Genomic DNA, 16,939 nt, shown 5'->3' with positions numbered 1-16,939 from the left:
CCCATGCCGAACTCAGAAGTGAAACGCCGTAGCGCCGATGGTAGTGTGGGGTCTCCCCATGTGAGAGTAGGGAACTGCCAGGCATCAAATTTAGCGTGCTGATATGGCTCAGTTGGTAGAGCGCACCCTTGGTAAGGGTGAGGTCCCCAGTTCGACTCTGGGTATCAGCACCACTTTATACTTAGGTTAAAGTTCGGCAAGAAGTAAAAGAATTTGTCTGGCGGCTTTAGCGCGGTGGTCCCACCTGACCCCATGCCGAACTCAGAAGTGAAACGCCGTAGCGCCGATGGTAGTGTGGGGTCTCCCCATGTGAGAGTAGGGAACTGCCAGACATCAAACAAGTGAAAAGGCCATCCGGAAGGATGGCCTTTTTGCGTTTTGGGCCGTATGAATCAGCAGGCCCGGTAAGCGTAGCGCTTCCGGGCACAAAACACTTAATGGATCACCTGAGATAAAAATGCCCGTGTACGCTCTGACTTAGGATGGGCAAAGAACTCATCTGGCGGAGCCTGCTCAACAATTTCACCGCGATCCATAAAGATCACCCTGTCAGCTACGGTTCTCGCAAACCCCATCTCATGCGTCACGCACAGCATGGTCATCCCCGATTGCGCCAGCCCGATCATGGTATCCAGCACCTCTTTGACCATTTCCGGATCGAGAGCGGACGTTGGCTCATCAAACAGCATGATTTTCGGCTTCATGCACAGCGACCGCGCGATAGCGACGCGTTGCTGCTGACCACCGGAGATCTGTCCCGGGAATTTATGAGCATGTTCTGCAATGCGCACGCGCTCCAGGTAGTGCATCGCCAGCGCTTCAGCCTCTTTTTTCGGCATCTTTTGGACCCAAATGGGTGCCAGCGTGCAGTTCTGCAAAACGGTCAAGTGCGGGAACAGATTAAAGTGCTGAAACACCATCCCCACTTCCTGGCGAACGCGTTCGATATTGCGGATATCTTCATTCAGCTCAATACCATCCACCACAATCCGCCCCTGCTGATGCTCTTCAAGATGGTTAATACAACGAATTGTCGTTGATTTTCCCGATCCAGAAGGACCGCACAGGACGATCCTTTCCCCCTGTTTTACCTTCAGGTTAATGTCTTTTAACACGTGAAACTGCCCGTACCATTTATTGACGTTTTCCAGCGTAATCATCGCGTCGGCGGGGGTCATTGTTATTTGGCTCATCATTTCCTCAGTGCGGTGTACGCCCGGTGTTAAAGCGCTTTTCCAGATGTTGGCTATAGCGCGACATGCTAAAACAGAAGATCCAGTAGATCAGCGCGGCAAAGACATACCCTTCCGTGGACATCCCGAGCCAGGCGGGATCAACGGTGGCTTGCTGCACGCTGCTAAAGAGATCGAACAACCCGATGATGATCACCAGGCTGGTATCTTTAAAAAGGGCGATGATCGTGTTGACCAACCCGGGAATAACCAGCTTGAGCGCCTGGGGGAGGATCACCAGCCCCTGCGTTTTCCAGTAACCCAGCGCCAGGGATTCTGCGGCTTCGTACTGTCCTTTAGGCAGCGCCTGAAGTCCGCCACGAACCACTTCAGCCACATAGGCGGACTGGAAGAGAATGACCCCGACCAGGGCACGGATCAGCTTGTCTATGGTGGTGCCCTCCGCCATAAACAGCGGCAGCATGACCGATGACATAAACAGAACGGTGATGAGCGGCACGCCGCGCCAGAATTCAATAAAAATAACGGAGAGCACGCGCACCACCGGCATGGTGGATCGCCGTCCCAGTGCGAGCAAAATCCCCCATGGCAACGCGCCGGCAATCCCAACGGAAGCGATGATCAACGTCAGCGTCAGGCCGCCCCACTGGCGGGTTTCGACGCGTTCCAGCCCCAGAAAACCACCGTACAGCAACACCCATACGACAAGGGGATACACAACCGCCCAGCAGGCGATATAGCGTCCACGGTGAGGGACTTTTTTCCAGAACATAACGGCGATGGAGAACAACCCGATCGCCAGCGCCAGATTGATCCGCCAGCGCTGTTCATGAGGGTATAACCCATACATGAACTGGCCAAATCGCTGGTGAATAAATACCCAGCATGCTCCCGCTTTAGTACAGTCTTCGCGAGTCGTGCCCGTCCAGTTTGCCTGTAATAAGGCCCAGTTCAGCAGCGGAGGAAGTAATTCCCACATCAGCCACAGGCAAACCACCGTCAGAAGCGAGTTACCCCAGCTGGAAAACAGATTCTTACGTGCCCAGGTAACATAGCGTCCGCCCGGAGAGAGGGATGGGCGCGAAGAGCGAGACAGTATCGCTTTACTCATCATCGTTCCTTAGCGCTCAACCAGCGCGATGCGGCGGTTGTAGAGGTTCATCAACAACGAAATGATCAGGCTGATGATCAGGTAGACAGACATGGTGATGGCGATGGTTTCAATCGCCTGGCCGGTCTGATTAAGCACGGTTCCGGCGAACAGCGACACCATATCCGGATAGCCAATCGCGGCCGCCAGCGACGAGTTTTTCACAATATTCAGATACTGACTGGTCAGTGGCGGAATGATGACCCGTAAAGCCTGAGGAATAATGACCTGACGCAGCGTCACCGTATTTGGCAAGCCCAGAGAACGTGCGGCCTCGTGTTGTCCATAGGGTACGGCCTGGATCCCTGCTCGAATGATCTCAGCAATAAACGCTGAGGTATAAATAGACAGTGCCAGCGTCAGGGCGGCCAGCTCCGGGATTAAAACCATACCATCCTGGAAATTAAACCCTCGCAGGTGGGGGACATCCCAGTGCAGCGCGGCGCCAAACAGACTCCGGGCAGCCCATGGCAGGATAACAATCAACGCTAGCGCGAATGGCCATGTCTTACGAAGTTGTCCGGTTTTAACCTGGTGTTTCCGGTTATAGCGAAACAGCCCGCCAGAGATGACAAGCGCAAGTGCAATAGCGATAACAAAGGCGTGTATCCCCTCAGCGACCTGAGGGGAAGGGATGTAGAGCCCCCGGTTGCTGAGAAAAAGCAGGTCGAAAGCGTCTACGGCCTGGCGCGGCCCCGGAAGGTTGCGCAGGACAGCGAAATACCAGAAAAAGATCTGCAACAAGGGCGGGATATTGCGGAACGTCTCAATGTAAAAGGTCGACAGTTTCCTCAACAGCCAGTTATCGGAAAGCCGCGCCAGGCCAATGAAGAACCCAAGCAGCGACGCGAAAACGATGCACAGAGCCGAGACCAGTAGCGTATTCAGCAGACCAACCACAAACACGCGCCCGTAGGTATCACCTTCCTGGTAATCGATAAGATGCTGAACAATTCCAAAACCCGCGCTGCGATCCAGAAATGCAAAGCCGGATGTAATACCGCGATTATTCAGATTGGTCACGGTGTTATGAATTAAATAAGCGGCGATGACGACAACCGCGATAACAGCAATAATCTGGAATAGCCAGGCGCGGACCGCGGGATGAGAAAAGGATAGCGATCCTTTTATGGCAGAGCGGCGATGGGGCATAAACAAACCTCGGTAACCATGTCTCCGGAGTGGGCACCGCGTGCGCAGTGCCCGTTACAGCCGATGCTTAACGTACAGGTGGGGCGTACTGAATGCCGCCGTTGTTCCAGAGATTGTTCTGGCCGCGTTTTATCTTCAGCGGACTTTCAGAACCCACGTTGCGCTCGAAAATTTCGCCATAATTCCCGACCTGTTTAACGATGTGGTAAGCCCATTTGTTATCAAGCTTCAGGTCTTTGCCGAAATCACCCTCTTTACCCAGCAGGTGTGACATATCCGGTGTCGATGGATTTGCAGCTTGCTCATCGACGTTTTTCGAGGTGATGCCCATCTCCTCTGCATTCAACATGGCGAACAGCGTCCAGCGCACGATGGAGAACCAGTCTTCATCACCACGGCGAACGACGGGGCCGAGAGGTTCTTTAGAAATAACCTCAGGAAGGACAATCCATTCAGCCGGATTACTCAGCTTAATTCGCAGGGCATACAGCTGCGACTGGTCCGACGCAAGCGTATCGCAACGTCCTGATTCCAGCGCTTTTGCTGACTCATCTGAGCGGTCAAAGGTGACCGGGGTGTACTTCATGCTATTTGCTTTGAAGTAATCTGCGACGTTAAGCTCAGTGTCCGTTCCCGCCTGAATACACACAGTTGCGCCGTCCAGCTCTTTGGCACTTTTCAGGCCAGCTTTATTGTGGGTGAGGAACCCGATACCGTCGTAATAGGTTACGCCGGTGAATGACATGCCCATACCGGCATCACGTGAAGATGTCCAGGTGGTATTACGCGACAGCATATCCACTTCGCCTGACTGCAACGCCGTGAAACGTTCTTTTGCCGTAAGCGGGGTATATTTCACTTTACTGTCATCACCGAAAACCGCAGCGGCAACGCCCCGGCAGACATCAACGTCGATGCCGGTAAATTTGCCGTTTGCATCGGCATAAGAGAAGCCAGGCAAACCGTCGCTGATCCCACATTGTACAAAACCTTTCTTTTTAACGGCATCCAGCGTCGTGCCCGCATGGGCCTGGCTGGCAACAGCAAACAACACGCCCGCTGCGGCCAGGCTGGCTATCATCGTCTTTTTCATAATGCATCCTGTGTGGCGAAATTATCGTTATAAAGGCGTTTTGAAACGCTTTGACCTGTCTGTGGATGTGGCCGACGTTTATAAAGCAAACGTAATGCCAGGTTTACGCCCGATAAAATAAACGAGAACAGGGCGCACAATGCTGAGTGTAGACAGGGTTAAATAAATCGAATGCTCTGGAATGGTGCGAAATTCCAACCTGCGCCACAAATTGGAGCAAAAGTTTATTTAAGCGCATGTTTAAACGAAAGATAGTTTCTGACGTGAATATTGGCAGGGTATTGAATGTAATTAATATGTGAAAATAATCACGAAGAAAAATGAAATTAAATAGACGATACAAAAAAAGATGTGACGGGTTTTTGAATGACGGTTTTCCCTGAATTTAACATTAACCTTTTTACGTTCAGGAAGAAGGGAAGCAAAAGCGCGGACTGAGCCGCGCTTTCAAAGACGTTTTTATTTGGTCAGGGCGACGATGCCCAGCGTCAGACCTGCGATAGCGGCAGCGCCACCGGCAATGGCACCTGCAGTTTCCCAGTTATCCTGGGTGGTGCCTTTCATGCAGGTATTGGTATGAACCAGTCGGCCCTGATCGTCGTATACCGGTACACATGGAGAATCGTGTGCGCAACCAGCAAGCAGCGCAGCGAGAAGTGCAACGGAAATGAATCTTTTCATGATGTTACCTCAGTGTTTTCTCACATTCGCTTTAAAGCCAGAGCGGCAATTAACGAATTAGCACCTATTTTACCACTGCTATAAGCCCATCCCGCATGGGGAATAATCTCAAATTATGTGGTTTGTAAAAATCATGGAGAAAAACGGACGTTAAAAGTAATTAATGGAGAAAGTGTGGAGCACACGAAACGTTATTCTCGCGGGAATTAAAAAAGGCACCAGAGGTGCCTTTTAGTCATTCATTAATCTTTATGTTTCGTGAAACGTCGCCGCACCACCACAAAGAAGACGGGCACGAAGAAGATGGCCAGCAGGGTCGCTGAAAGCATCCCTCCCATTACGCCCGTGCCGACGGCGTTTTGCGCACCGCTGCCTGCACCACTGCTAATGACCAGCGGCATGACGCCGAGAATAAATGCCAGAGACGTCATCAGGATAGGGCGCAAGCGCATTCGCGAGGCCTCAAGCGTCGCTTCGATAATGCCTTTACCCTCTTTATCCATGAGATCTTTAGCAAATTCAACGATCAAAATGGCGTTCTTGGCCGCCAAACCGATGGTTGTGAGCTGGCCCACCTGGAAGTAAACATCGTTGTTCAGCCCGCGCAGCGATGCGGCAAGAAGCGCACCGATGACGCCCAACGGTACAACCAGCATGACTGAGAACGGAATAGACCAGCTTTCATAAAGAGCGGCCAGGCATAAGAACACCACAATCAGTGAAATGGCGTATAACGCCGGTGCCTGGTTACCGGAAAGTCGTTCCTGGTAAGACATCCCCGTCCAGTCATAGCCGATGCCAGCAGGCAGTTTTGAGGCCAGGCTTTCCATTAATGCCATTGCTTCACCGGTACTTTTTCCCGGTGCGGACTCACCAAGGATCTCCATTGATGGCATCCCATTGAAGCGCTCCAGACGTGGCGAACCGTACACCCAGTGCGAGCTGCTAAAGGCCGAGAAGGGGACCATTTCACCGTTCGCGCTACGGACATACAGGCTGTTAATGTCGCCAGGCAACATACGGAAACGGGCATCGGCCTGAACGTACACTTTTTTCACGCGTCCATGGTCGATAAAGTCGTTTACATAGGTGCCACCCAACGCCGTTGAGACGGTCTGGTTAACATCAGAAACGCTTACGCCTAAGGCCTGGGCTTTCTCCTGATCGACATCCAGCTTGAACTGAGGCGTATCTTCCAGTCCGTTAGGACGCACGCGAACCAGCAGGTCAGGATGCTCTCTCACCATACCAAGCAGCTGATTACGTGCCTGCGTAAGCTGCGTATGTCCCAGGTTTGCCTGATCTATCAACTCAAAGTCGAAGCCAGTCGCGGTACCCAGCTCAATAATAGCGGGTAGGTTGAACGGGAAGACCAGGCCATCTTTGATTTGGCTGAAGGCTTTCGTTGCGCGGCTCACAATTGCACCTACGCCATTTTCCTTACCCGGACGTTCTTCCCAGGGCTTGAGACTGACAAACGCGATGCCTGAGTTTTGGCCCTGGCCGCTAAAGCTGAACCCGTTTACCGTGAAGACAGATTCAACGTTCGCTTTCTCTTTCGTCAGATAGTAATCCTGAACCTGATCCAGCACCTTCTGGGTGCGCATCTGCGTAGCACCGACTGGCAGCTGCACCATCGTCATGAACACCCCCTGATCCTCTTCGGGCAGGAAGGAGGTCGGCAGGCGCAGGAACAGCACCGCCATGCCGCCGACGATAATGAGATAGACCAGCAGATAACGCCCGGTTTTGCGTAAGATCCCGCTCACGCTGTTACTGTAATGATCCACGCTCCTGTCAAACAGCGCGTTAAACCAGCCAAAGAACCCCCCTTTCTTCTCGTGGTGATCGCCGGAAACGGGTTTAAGCAGTGTGGCGCACAGCGCAGGCGTTAAAATCAGCGCAACCAGCACCGAGAGCGCCATGGCAGAGACGATAGTCAGTGAGAACTGGCGGTAGATGGCGCCGGTCGAGCCGCCAAAGAAGGCCATCGGAATAAAGACCGCCGAAAGAACCATGGCGATGCCGACCAGGGCGCCCTGGATCTGTTCCATCGACTTCTGCGTCGCCTCTTTGGGCGGCAGTTTGTCTTCAACCATGACGCGCTCGACGTTCTCGACGACCACGATGGCATCATCCACCAGCAAGCCTATCGCCAGCACCATCCCAAACATCGTCAGGGTGTTTATGGAGAAACCAAACGCCGCCAGGATGGCGAAGGTGCCAAGCAGCACGACCGGCACGGCAATTGTCGGGATCAGCGTTGCCCGCAGATTTTGCAGGAACAGATACATCACCAGGAAAACGAGAATGATCGCTTCAAACAGCGTTTTCACCACTTCGTGAATAGAGATCTTCACGAAAGGTGTGGTGTCGTACGGATAAACGACTCTCAGGCCCTGCGGAAAGAAGGGTTGCAGCTGCGCCAGCTTGCTCTTAATGGCGGCAGCTGTATCCAGCGCGTTTGCACCGGTAGCCAGTTTGATCCCAAGGCCGGTTGCCGCCTGGCCATTAATCTTGGTGACCATGTTGTAGTTTTCGCCGCCCAGCTCAATTCGGGCAACATCCTTCAGATGCACCATTGAGCCATCCGGGTTGACCTTCAGCGTGACCCGACCAAACTCTTCCGGCGATTTCAAACGCGTTTGAGCAATAATTGAGGCGTTTAACTGCTGTCCGGGTATAGACGGTGTACCGCCTAACTGACCCGCTGCAATCTGGTTGTTCTGCGTCTTTAACTGGTTAATCACATCCAGAGGGGTAAGCTGGTATTTGTTCATGGCGTTACTGTCGAGCCAGATACGCATCGCGTACTGCGCACCAAACAACTGAACATCGCCAACCCCTGAGGTCCGGCTAATCGCATCTTTCACGTTCGAGGCGACATAGTCAGAGATATCATCCTGGCTCAGACTTTTATTATCAGAAACAAATCCCGCCACCAGCAGGAAGCTACTGCTGGATTTTTCTACGCCGATCCCTTGCTGCTGTACTTCTTGTGGGAGCAGCGGCATCGCCAGCTGAAGTTTGTTTTGAACCTGAACCTGAGCAATGTCAGGGTCGGTCCCCGACTGGAACGTCAGGGTAATGGTCACATTACCTGCGGAATCGCTGGTGGACGACATGTACATCAGGTTATCGATGCCGTTCATGTTCTGCTCGATAACCTGGGTGACGGTATCCTGAACCGTCTGCGCATCCGCACCCGGGTACGTCGCCGTGACGGCGACCGCAGGGGGAGCAATGGTTGGATATTGTGCGACGGGCAGTTTTAAAATGGCGAGGCCGCCCGCAATCATCAAAATAATGGCGAGCACCCAGGCGAAAACTGGCCGCTGAATAAAGAAATTAGCCATGAAGTCTTCCCTTAACTGGCAGGAGTAGCGGCGGTATCAGGCGTTGCCACAACGGTGACGCCAGGACGGACTTTCTGCAGGCCGCTAACGATCACGCGCTCCCCATTTTTCAGCCCTTTCGTTACCAGCCAGCGATCGCCAATGGCCTGTGGCGCAACGATCGTACGTGTTTCAACCTGATTTTTGTCGTTCACGACCAGCACGGTTGCATCGCCGCGTGGCGTACGGGTAACGCCCTGCTGCGGAACCAGAATGGCATTCGGTTGCGTACCTTCATCTATGCGGGCGCGCACAAACATGCCGGGTAAAAGCATGTGCTGCGGGTTCGGGAACAGCGCTCGCAGGGTGATAGATCCGGTGCTTTCATCGACGGAGACATCGGAGAACTGAAGCGTGCCTTTCAGCGGATAGGGTTGACCATTTTCCATGATCAGTTCAACCGAGCTGGCATTTTCGCCTTTCTGCAGGCTCGTCTGCTTCAGACGCATAAATTCGCCGCTGGATTGGGTAACGTCGACATAAATCGGGTCGAGCTGTTGCACCGTCGCAAGCGCAGTAGACTGCCCGTTCGTGACGAGCGCGCCTTCGGTGACGCTGGATTTACCAATACGGCCGTCAATAGGAGAAGTGACTTTGGTATACGCAAGATTGATACGTGCGCTTTCCATACCGGCTTTTGCCGCCACGACGCTGGCATCGGCCTGTTGCGCGTTTGCCACTGCCTGATCGTACTCTTGCTTGCTGACGTACTGCGTACCGACCAGGGGGACATAACGCTTCACGGTCAGATGAGCAATATTCGCTGCCGCCTGTGCTTTTACCAGATCGCCTTTTGCGCTGTCGTAAGCCGCCTGGTAGGTGGCAGGGTCGATTTGATAAAGAGACTGGCCCGCTTTGACATCACTGCCTTCAGTAAAATTACGACGCAGAATGATTCCACTCACCTGAGGACGAACCTCCGCAACGCGAAAAGCATCCGTTCTGCCCGGTAACTCTGTGGTGACCGCCAGCGGGGCGCTTTTAACGATGTGAACGCTAACCTGTGGCGGCTGCGCATGCTGCTGTACATTATCCTGCCCATCACATCCGGCGAGCAGCGCGGCGCAGACAATGAAACCGGATAAAGGTAAGAGTCTGAAATGATTGGTCATTACGGTTCCTTTAAATACCCGTTTACCGATATTTGTCGTGAATCGGTGAACAGGGTAGGGGGCAAAAAATAAAAATGTAGCTGCGTATAATAGTGAGGAAAGATAATGTTTTTTAATTTATAAGTGCGACGCCAGGTCGTGCGAGTTAAAAATCGGAATCTGACCAGGTGCTTTTATGAATAAACTTCTGGCAATTTAGTTAGATAATGGAGGATGTAGTTAAACTACATTCATAAATTACGTGAATTTAATTGTGATGATGTATTTGCCATAATTATAAATGAATGCCATTGACTTTTTTTGTGCAAACTTATTTCTCGTTATAGGGAATAATTTTGTTTACACGACAATCCCACTTTCCTCGTAGTGCATTCATCCTGAGAGCAATGAGTAGCAGTTTATGGCGCGAAAAAAGAAAGAAGATGCACAGAAAACCCGACAACAGCTGATTGAAGCTGCCATCGAACAGTTCGCCACGCGTGGCGTCACCAACACAACCCTCACCGACATTGCGGACGCCGCGCAGGTGACGCGTGGGGCGATCTACTGGCATTTTTCCAGTAAATCAGAAATATTCAACGCTATCTGGGAGCAACAACTTCCCTTGCGCGACATTATTCGCGAACGCCTGCCGTTCACGGAAAATGACGATCCTTTAAGGATGCTTCGCGAACAATTTATCGCGGCGCTGCAATATATTGCCCGGGAGCCACGCCAGTGCGCCCTGTTACAAATTCTGTATCATAAATGTGAATTTAATAACGATATGATTTCAGAGTGTGAAATTAGACGACGTATCGGCTTTAATGATGAGCATCTACGCGCGACGCTGGAAAAGTGTATCGCCAGAAAAGTTATCTCTCCGCAGGTAAATATTGATCTGGTCCTGATCGTCTTTCATGGTTTCTTTAGCGGAATAATTAAAAACTGGTTAATGAACAGTACCCGTTTCAATCTTTATCAACAGGCACCCGCGCTGGTGGATAATATTTTGACGACGCTGCAAATCACGCGAGTGCCGTCAGTGGCATACGATACGGCGTCATGATGAGATATGCGAAGGTGATAACGTCCCGCTCTGGCAAAGCGCTTCAACGGCTTGTGCGGTAACAGGTTTCCCCAGGAGATAACCCTGCAGCGTATTGCAGCCGAGTTGCGTTAAAAATGCCTGCTGGGCTTCGGTTTCAACACCTTCCGCCACCACTTTCAGATTCAGCGTTTTTGCCAGCGCCACAATGGCCGAGACGATGGTGGCGTCTTCGCTCTCTCCACTCAGTTCCTTCACAAAGGCGCGGTCAATTTTCAACTCGCAGGCCGGGAGCTTTTTGAGATAGAGCAGGCTGGAATAGCCAGTACCAAAATCGTCAATCGACGCCTTCACGCCCGCGTCAGTAAGCTCCGTCAGCACCCGCACGCTTTCATCAGGATCGCTCATCGCGGTGGTTTCCGTCACTTCAAGGATCAACATCTCCGGCGGCACGTTATGGCGTGCCAGACAGTCGAGCACCGTCTGCACCAGCGAAGGCTGTTCGAACTGCAGCGTTGACAGATTCACCGCCATCGACCAGTCGTTATGCCCCTGAAGATGCCACTGGCGCAGCTGCCGGCAGGCTTCATCGATAACCCAGTTGCCAATCGGAACGATCAGCCCTGTTTTTTCCGCCAGAGGCAGGAAAAGGTCCGGCGTCAGTAACCCCTGCGTAGGGTGCTGCCAGCGCAGCAGCGCCTCAAAACCCAAAACAGGCCCGGCGGGCGCGTGGAATTTTGGCTGATACAGCAGGCGCAGCTCGGCACGATCCACGGCCATCCACAGGTCGTTCATCAGCTGCAAATGGGTCTGCGCCAGGGTGTTCATCGACGGCTGGAAGAAGTGATAGCCATTTCGGCCCATATGTTTGGTGTGGTACATCGCCGCATCGGCGTTAAACATCAGCTCGCGATCTGTTTTACCGTCGTGAGGATAGAGCGCAATGCCGATGCTGAGCGTCACCACCAGTTCGTAAGGCTCCAGGGCAAACGGGCTATCAATGGCACGAACCAGGGCGCTGGCCAACGAGGCGGCATCGTCTGGCCCGTCAGTCTCGGCGAGAAGCACAAACTCATCCCCGCCAATACGGGCAAGCGTGTACTGTCCCTTCAGGGGCTGCAGCAGGCGCTGTGTGACCGCCACCAGCAGCTTATCGCCCACGTCATGACCATAGGCATCATTCACCGTTTTAAACCCGTCGAGGTCCATAAACATGAGCGCGAAATGGCGGCCTTCCCGATCGGCTTTACTGATGGCCTGGCCGAGACGGTCCTCAAGCAGGAGCCGGTTTGGCAGGCGGGTCAGCGTATCCTGAAGTGCCAGCTGGGCCAGCTCGCGGTTGGCTTCCGCCAGAGACGAGGCCAGCAGAGATGTGCGGGCCTGAAGCCGTGCATCGAGTATCGAGACCAGCAGGGTAATCCCCAAAATGGAGAGCGCAATGACGCTCACCAGTACCGCCAGCCAGCTGCCGTTAATGCCATGGTGGTGAAGCATGGTTGACGCCGGGAACTGCGCCGCCTTCATGCCCGCGTAATGCATACCGGCAATGGCGACCCCCATGGTGATGGCGGCGCCCAGCCTCATCAGCGCAACCTGCGCGGCATCATGACGCAAACGAAACGTCAGCCACAGGGCGACCAGGGAGGCGGCGAGGGCGATCGCCACGGAAACCGCCACCCATACTTTATCCCAGACGATGCCGGGCGTGACTTCCAGGGCCGCCATGCCGGTGTAATGCATGGCGACGATACCCGTCCCCATGACCAGTGCGCCAGGCAGGAGCCGGCGTAAACGAAGCCGATCGCAACTGACGAGCCACAGGGCAAAGAGCGACGAGCCGATGGCGATGATCATCGAGAGCACCGTCAGCGTGATGCTATAGCTCATGCTCATGGAGAGGTCCATCGCCAGCATGCCAATAAAGTGCATGGCCCAAATGCCAATACCCATTGAAATGCCGCCACCGGCCAGCCAGACGCGGGACGCCACGCCCTGACTCCCGGCAACGCGCGCAGCCATATTCAGCGCGGTGTAGGCGGCCAGGATAGCAACGACGAAGGAGATGACGACAAGGATTTGGTTGTATTGGCTAACCAGCATGGTTGTTCACTCGTAATGAGAGATTTAACAAGGGCAGTTAAGAAGGGCTGAGACATTATCATCGTCAGATAATGACTAAAAGGGATTTAAGGCCCTGTTTTTAGTAGGTAATAACAGGGTTTTAAACGACGTCAGGCAGTTAGTCGAGTTCGGAACAGTTCACAAGTTTCAGCGGATTGACGGAATTCATATTACGGCACTTGTCGGTTTCAGTACTTAACAGTTCAATCCACTGCATCAGCAGGGCATCGAAAAGGAAAACTGAGACAGCAAAGACAACCAGCCACCAGTATTTACGAATCATTGTGTCATTCCGGACGAAAGAGCCTGTAAGGTGGTGGAAATATACACGAAATGCGGGCGTTTAAAAGTGGGGGAGATGAAGGTTTACAAAGCGTTGACGGACGAGAACAACAGGCGATAAAAAAGGCGCTTCCCCATGCCGAGTAGCGCCTTTTTAAACAAGCATTTCGCTAATCGAAATTAGTTCATGCCGTATTTTCAAAACCTACGTTTTTTACCGTTCGGATATGTTTGCTAATGTTCGCCTATGGCACTGATATAAAACAATAAAACTGATTTATCGGTTTGCCTTTGTTCATTGCCGTTCATAGAGTAACATTGATATGTGCAGTCAGTGGTGCAGTCAGTTTGGCGTACCAAATGATATGAACTGAGGTTTTCAATGGCTGGTGGAACGAACAAATTAAGCGATACATCGCTTCGTAAAATGCTGGGAAGGGAGAGCCCCGGAGACAGCTTCTATGCTGATGGCGATGGGCTAAGTGTGAAGGTGTCCAGATCGGGCGTGTTGACTTGGTATTTCACTTTCCGCATAGGTGGCCGGGAATCAACATCTCAGCGTATAAAGCTGGGTAATTATCCAGACCTTTCACTCAAAGCAGCTCGTGAGAAACGAGAGCAGTGTCGCGCATGGCTCGCAGAGGGAAAGAATCCAAAGCACCAGTTGAGCGTTACGACTCAGGAAACGTTAAAGCCGGTGACGGTCAGGGATGCCCTTGAATACTGGATCAGGGAATATGCCACCCATAACCGCGCTAATGTTGAAAAGCACATTGAGCAGCTCAATAAGCATATCTTTCCTTATATAGGTACTTATCCGCTTTCTATGTGTGAAACTCGCCACTGGCTGGAATGTTTCGCCAGGGTAAGGAACGAAGCGCCTGTAGCGGCTGGCTATCTTTTGCAGATGTGTAAGCAAGCACTCAAGTTCTGCCGGGTTCATCGGTATGCGGTGAGTAACGTCCTGGACGATCTGACCATTGACGATGTTGGTCGTAAACAGAATAAGCGGGACAGGGAGCATACCCGGCAAGAGCTTGCTGATATATGGCGAGAATGCTCAGGCCTGAAATTTAAGCCCTACTACTCAGCTCTATTACGTCTGCTGGTGGTGTTTGGCTGCCGAACTCAGGAGCTGAGATTATCTCGCGTAACCGAATGGGATCTAAATGATTGGGTTTGGACGGTACCTAAAGAGCACAGCAAAGGTGGTGAGAAAATACTACGGCCTATTCCCGTAGATATCCGCCCATTTATCAAACAGCTTTTAGAGCAGCACCAAAGCACAGGGCTATTGCTGGGAGAGATAAAGAAACCGGAAGCCGTCAGCCAGTGGGGAAGGGGCATCTATAAACGCTTGGGTCATGCTGAACCGTGGACGCTTCACGATCTACGCCGTACGTTTTCCACGACTCTGAACAACATGGGAATTGCTCCGCATGTGGTTGAGCAACTACTAGGTCATACGCTTGGCGGTGTGATGGCCGTATATAACCGCAGTCAGTATTTACCTGAAAAGCTGGACGCATTGAATAAATGGATGGAGAGATTATATGTTATCTCTTCGGATATCGGGAATGTTAAATTTATTGAGGCTAATAAATGACTTTACCAAAAAGATTATATTACACGTTAGATAAGGCAGCATCTGAGTTGGGGTGCGATATTTCCGATGTAATCCATTTCGTTGCAAATGGTTACGCCAATCTTTGCATAAAATATTTCGAAACAAATCATCAACCACCTAATGAGGAACTTCCACATTGGGAATCTAACTTGTTAATTAATTATAAAAGGGTTTCTGAGCTTGTTAACGAACATTATTCTATGGATGGTAAATTTACTATCTCTGAAGATGGGGCGTATTTGGCTGAGGATGATATCAATTTTGAGTATGTAAACTCTTATGTGAGGTTGTTTGGAAAGATTCATTTTTGGATGGAAAAAGAATCTTTAAGTGTTTGTGATGCGTATTCAGGCCTATTTGATTTGAAAGGGTTGTTACAAATACCTAATCATATGATTTATAATAATGAATACAACCTTCTTAAGGGTGGAGAGATGCTTGTAGAAGTGTTCGAGTTACCTATTGATAACACACACTCTATTCCCGAGGGGCGTTTTTTTGAATATGTCAGTGAGTTTTCGAATGATGATTGGTTAATAGATAAAGATGATAAGTTGTTAATGGATAATCTAATTTCAAATAATTTAAAAAAATTAGACGGACCAGAGGCTATTTTTCTTGATGATTTGCTTATAACAGCTGACGAACTTGAGAAGCTTAAATGCTTTGATAAAATGTCACAGTCTGAAAATAAAAATATTGCTGTTTCCTTAGATTCAAATTTAATGGAAAGTCCAAAAGCGTTAGCAAAGTATTCAGAGCTTTTGCATGCAATGATTTCCTTATGTTCTGACTTTAAAGATGTAGATGTTAGAAAGGTTCCTGTTAGTCGTTTGATGGAGATGCTTCAACAAGTTTCAGCAAAAAAAGGAGTTGATCTCCCCGAACTACATCCCCAGACATTAGCTAAATACCTAGGTCGAAACCGAATGAGAAAGTGAAATCACTGCTACCTTAAGTGATTTCACCTTTGTTCCACATATTACTAATGACAATGCCCTCGAACTTTAATGAACTAGGGCATTTTTTTATGAACAATTTTAAACAGTCCCAGCAGTCTACAGAACGAGTTATCCGTGAGGCAGAATGCCGCCAGTTAACAGGAATATGCCGCACCACGCGATACATGATGGAAAAAGAGGGGAGCTTTCCCGCCCGTCGCAAGCTGGGAGGTCGCGCTGTTGGTTGGCTTCTGTCTGAGGTCACAGCATGGCAGCAGAGCCGCAGCAAAGCAGCGTGAGGGGTGGGAAATGTCACATAAAACAAAAGCGGCCATGCAGGGCCGCCAATGTCACTACCAAAAACTTAAGCAAAGTCAGGATACCAGGGTTAATGCTGGTGGTCAAAGCCTGAGCGCTCCTGTGATTGCAGGAACTGCGCCATTGGCGAGGTTACGTGAAACTACCCAGAAATTGGGCTGTTTAAGGTGTACGGCATTGGCGCATACCCAATCTCCCGAAATTTCGGGAGAACTGGAACAGAGTGCCGGGTGTACTGCAATGCAGCATACCCCGGAGAGATCCCGTAGTTTCGACAAATACCCAGATATTGGGTGTTATGGCCTGCATAAAATCGCACCTGCGGTTCTTATTCCTGTCCCCGGCTCTTCTTTAGCTCATTTGCAATGGCGGATATTTAATCACGTGGTAACCAGCCTTTCGCATTCCTTTTTGGGATTGGAAGGTTCTTTTCCTTCAAAATACGTAAAATGGCAGGTTCTGAATGTGGTCCCCAACCATCCCAATTACCTTCCCAACAGTCGTTACAGCAGAAAGCCCTACCGTATAATTGCAGTACACGTCCTTGGTAAAGGTCTGGGCCAAATCGTGTTTCTGATCCACAGACTTCACATGTGCAATAAAAATGCCCTTTCTCATCTATGCGCATCATCTTCTTCCTCAAATCAACCTTTTGGTTCTATTCCTTGCCGACGCAATTCCGCGCGAGCTAATTCTTTTATCCAATTACCAAGACTTACGCCTTCGCGCTCCGCTGCATCGTTCAGTTGCTGGCGTAGATCAGGGTTGATTCTGATCTGGAAAGTAGGTGACCAGCCATCACCTTTAGGGGTTTTGTCTCGTTTAATTGTTGACACGTACGTACATA

Annotated in this window: 14 protein-coding genes, 1 tRNA gene and 2 rRNA genes; 7 read left to right on the top strand and 10 right to left on the bottom strand. The window is 51.0% G+C overall.

Features of this window, described 5'->3' with window-relative positions:
* From rrf (ACWKX3_RS17095) to rrf (ACWKX3_RS17085), 3 genes are all read left to right on the top strand, one after another.
* Positions 1 to 83 (top strand): 5S ribosomal RNA (gene rrf / locus ACWKX3_RS17095); the annotation flags it as partial.
* A gap of 14 nt (positions 84 to 97) precedes the next feature.
* Positions 98 to 173: transfer RNA gene (locus tag ACWKX3_RS17090), tRNA-Thr, on the top strand.
* 43 nt (positions 174 to 216) lie between these two features.
* Positions 217 to 332 (top strand): 5S ribosomal RNA (rrf, locus tag ACWKX3_RS17085).
* 102 nt (positions 333 to 434) lie between these two features.
* On the opposite strand, the gene ACWKX3_RS17080 is transcribed toward rrf (ACWKX3_RS17085), so the two are convergent.
* The 7 genes from ACWKX3_RS17080 to ACWKX3_RS17050 form a co-directional block, all read right to left on the bottom strand.
* Positions 435 to 1,193, bottom strand: coding sequence for an amino acid ABC transporter ATP-binding protein (locus tag ACWKX3_RS17080; protein ID WP_042322185.1), 759 nt, complete (start codon positions 1,191 to 1,193; stop codon positions 435 to 437).
* A 7-nt stretch (positions 1,194 to 1,200) separates the two neighbouring features.
* Positions 1,201 to 2,304: an amino acid ABC transporter permease gene (locus ACWKX3_RS17075; RefSeq protein WP_454542113.1), complete on the bottom strand. Its 1,104-nt coding sequence runs from the start codon at positions 2,302 to 2,304 to the stop codon at positions 1,201 to 1,203.
* A 9-nt stretch (positions 2,305 to 2,313) separates the two neighbouring features.
* Positions 2,314 to 3,495, bottom strand: coding sequence for an amino acid ABC transporter permease (locus ACWKX3_RS17070; RefSeq protein ID WP_454542112.1), 1,182 nt, complete (start codon positions 3,493 to 3,495; stop codon positions 2,314 to 2,316).
* A gap of 67 nt (positions 3,496 to 3,562) precedes the next feature.
* Positions 3,563 to 4,588 (bottom strand): amino acid ABC transporter substrate-binding protein, encoded by a 1,026-nt coding sequence (locus ACWKX3_RS17065; protein ID WP_454542111.1) that lies wholly within the window; start codon positions 4,586 to 4,588, stop codon positions 3,563 to 3,565.
* Between the two features lie 459 nt (positions 4,589 to 5,047).
* Positions 5,048 to 5,269 carry a lipoprotein gene (locus ACWKX3_RS17060; RefSeq protein WP_006178893.1) on the bottom strand — a complete coding sequence of 74 codons (222 nt, stop codon included), beginning with the start codon at positions 5,267 to 5,269 and terminating at the stop codon, positions 5,048 to 5,050.
* A 242-nt stretch (positions 5,270 to 5,511) separates the two neighbouring features.
* Entirely contained in the window at positions 5,512 to 8,625 is a 3,114-nt protein-coding gene (locus tag ACWKX3_RS17055) for an efflux RND transporter permease subunit (protein WP_454542110.1), read from the bottom strand.
* 11 nt (positions 8,626 to 8,636) lie between these two features.
* Positions 8,637 to 9,776, bottom strand: a complete 1,140-nt coding sequence (locus tag ACWKX3_RS17050; RefSeq protein WP_454542109.1) for an efflux RND transporter periplasmic adaptor subunit — start codon at positions 9,774 to 9,776, stop codon at positions 8,637 to 8,639.
* Positions 9,777 to 10,176: 400 nt separating this feature from the next.
* Here ACWKX3_RS17050 and envR point away from each other — a divergent pair, with 400 nt between their 5' ends.
* Entirely contained in the window at positions 10,177 to 10,824 is a 648-nt protein-coding gene (gene envR / locus ACWKX3_RS17045; protein ID WP_006178890.1) for an acrEF/envCD operon transcriptional regulator, read from the top strand.
* Here envR and ACWKX3_RS17040 read toward each other — a convergent pair.
* Positions 10,819 to 12,903, bottom strand: a complete 2,085-nt coding sequence (locus ACWKX3_RS17040; protein WP_006178889.1) for a putative bifunctional diguanylate cyclase/phosphodiesterase — start codon at positions 12,901 to 12,903, stop codon at positions 10,819 to 10,821. The genes envR and ACWKX3_RS17040 overlap by 6 nt on opposite strands.
* A gap of 139 nt (positions 12,904 to 13,042) precedes the next feature.
* Positions 13,043 to 13,207 carry a DUF2556 family protein gene (locus ACWKX3_RS17035; protein ID WP_006178888.1) on the bottom strand — a complete coding sequence of 55 codons (165 nt, stop codon included), beginning with the start codon at positions 13,205 to 13,207 and terminating at the stop codon, positions 13,043 to 13,045.
* A gap of 381 nt (positions 13,208 to 13,588) precedes the next feature.
* On the opposite strand from ACWKX3_RS17035, the gene ACWKX3_RS17030 reads away from it, so the two are divergent.
* From ACWKX3_RS17030 to ACWKX3_RS17020, 3 genes are all read left to right on the top strand, one after another.
* The gene (locus ACWKX3_RS17030; RefSeq protein WP_454542108.1) at positions 13,589 to 14,812 is read left to right on the top strand and encodes a tyrosine-type recombinase/integrase; all 1,224 of its coding nucleotides are present in this window, start codon (positions 13,589 to 13,591) and stop codon (positions 14,810 to 14,812) included.
* Complete coding sequence (locus ACWKX3_RS17025; RefSeq protein ID WP_454542107.1) at positions 14,809 to 15,774, top strand: hypothetical protein; 966 nt, start codon at positions 14,809 to 14,811, stop codon at positions 15,772 to 15,774. Before ACWKX3_RS17030 ends, ACWKX3_RS17025 begins: the two co-directional genes overlap by 4 nt.
* An 89-nt stretch (positions 15,775 to 15,863) precedes the next feature.
* Positions 15,864 to 16,073 carry a helix-turn-helix transcriptional regulator gene (locus ACWKX3_RS17020; protein ID WP_045357839.1) on the top strand — a complete coding sequence of 70 codons (210 nt, stop codon included), beginning with the start codon at positions 15,864 to 15,866 and terminating at the stop codon, positions 16,071 to 16,073.
* 663 nt (positions 16,074 to 16,736) lie between these two features.
* On the opposite strand, the gene ACWKX3_RS17015 is transcribed toward ACWKX3_RS17020, so the two are convergent.
* Positions 16,737 to 16,928, bottom strand: coding sequence for a YlcI/YnfO family protein (locus tag ACWKX3_RS17015; RefSeq protein WP_050428151.1), 192 nt, complete (start codon positions 16,926 to 16,928; stop codon positions 16,737 to 16,739).
* Positions 16,929 to 16,939: the final 11 nt, after the last annotated feature.

Source organism: Enterobacter sp. UPMP2052, assembly GCF_053709675.1.
Note: the sequence above shows the minus strand (reverse complement) of the source record. Positions and strands in the feature narration are given on the sequence as shown.

Coding starts and splice junctions, on each gene's coding strand:
- ACWKX3_RS17080 (WP_042322185.1), bottom strand. CDS start 1,193: ATGAGCCAAATAACAATGACCCCCGCCGACGCGATGATTACGCTGGAA.
- ACWKX3_RS17075 (WP_454542113.1), bottom strand. CDS start 2,304: ATGAGTAAAGCGATACTGTCTCGCTCTTCGCGCCCATCCCTCTCTCCG.
- ACWKX3_RS17070 (WP_454542112.1), bottom strand. CDS start 3,495: ATGCCCCATCGCCGCTCTGCCATAAAAGGATCGCTATCCTTTTCTCAT.
- ACWKX3_RS17065 (WP_454542111.1), bottom strand. CDS start 4,588: ATGAAAAAGACGATGATAGCCAGCCTGGCCGCAGCGGGCGTGTTGTTT.
- ACWKX3_RS17060 (WP_006178893.1), bottom strand. CDS start 5,269: ATGAAAAGATTCATTTCCGTTGCACTTCTCGCTGCGCTGCTTGCTGGT.
- ACWKX3_RS17055 (WP_454542110.1), bottom strand. CDS start 8,625: ATGGCTAATTTCTTTATTCAGCGGCCAGTTTTCGCCTGGGTGCTCGCC.
- ACWKX3_RS17050 (WP_454542109.1), bottom strand. CDS start 9,776: ATGACCAATCATTTCAGACTCTTACCTTTATCCGGTTTCATTGTCTGC.
- envR (WP_006178890.1), top strand. CDS start 10,177: ATGGCGCGAAAAAAGAAAGAAGATGCACAGAAAACCCGACAACAGCTG.
- ACWKX3_RS17040 (WP_006178889.1), bottom strand. CDS start 12,903: ATGCTGGTTAGCCAATACAACCAAATCCTTGTCGTCATCTCCTTCGTC.
- ACWKX3_RS17035 (WP_006178888.1), bottom strand. CDS start 13,207: ATGATTCGTAAATACTGGTGGCTGGTTGTCTTTGCTGTCTCAGTTTTC.
- ACWKX3_RS17030 (WP_454542108.1), top strand. CDS start 13,589: ATGGCTGGTGGAACGAACAAATTAAGCGATACATCGCTTCGTAAAATG.
- ACWKX3_RS17025 (WP_454542107.1), top strand. CDS start 14,809: ATGACTTTACCAAAAAGATTATATTACACGTTAGATAAGGCAGCATCT.
- ACWKX3_RS17020 (WP_045357839.1), top strand. CDS start 15,864: ATGAACAATTTTAAACAGTCCCAGCAGTCTACAGAACGAGTTATCCGT.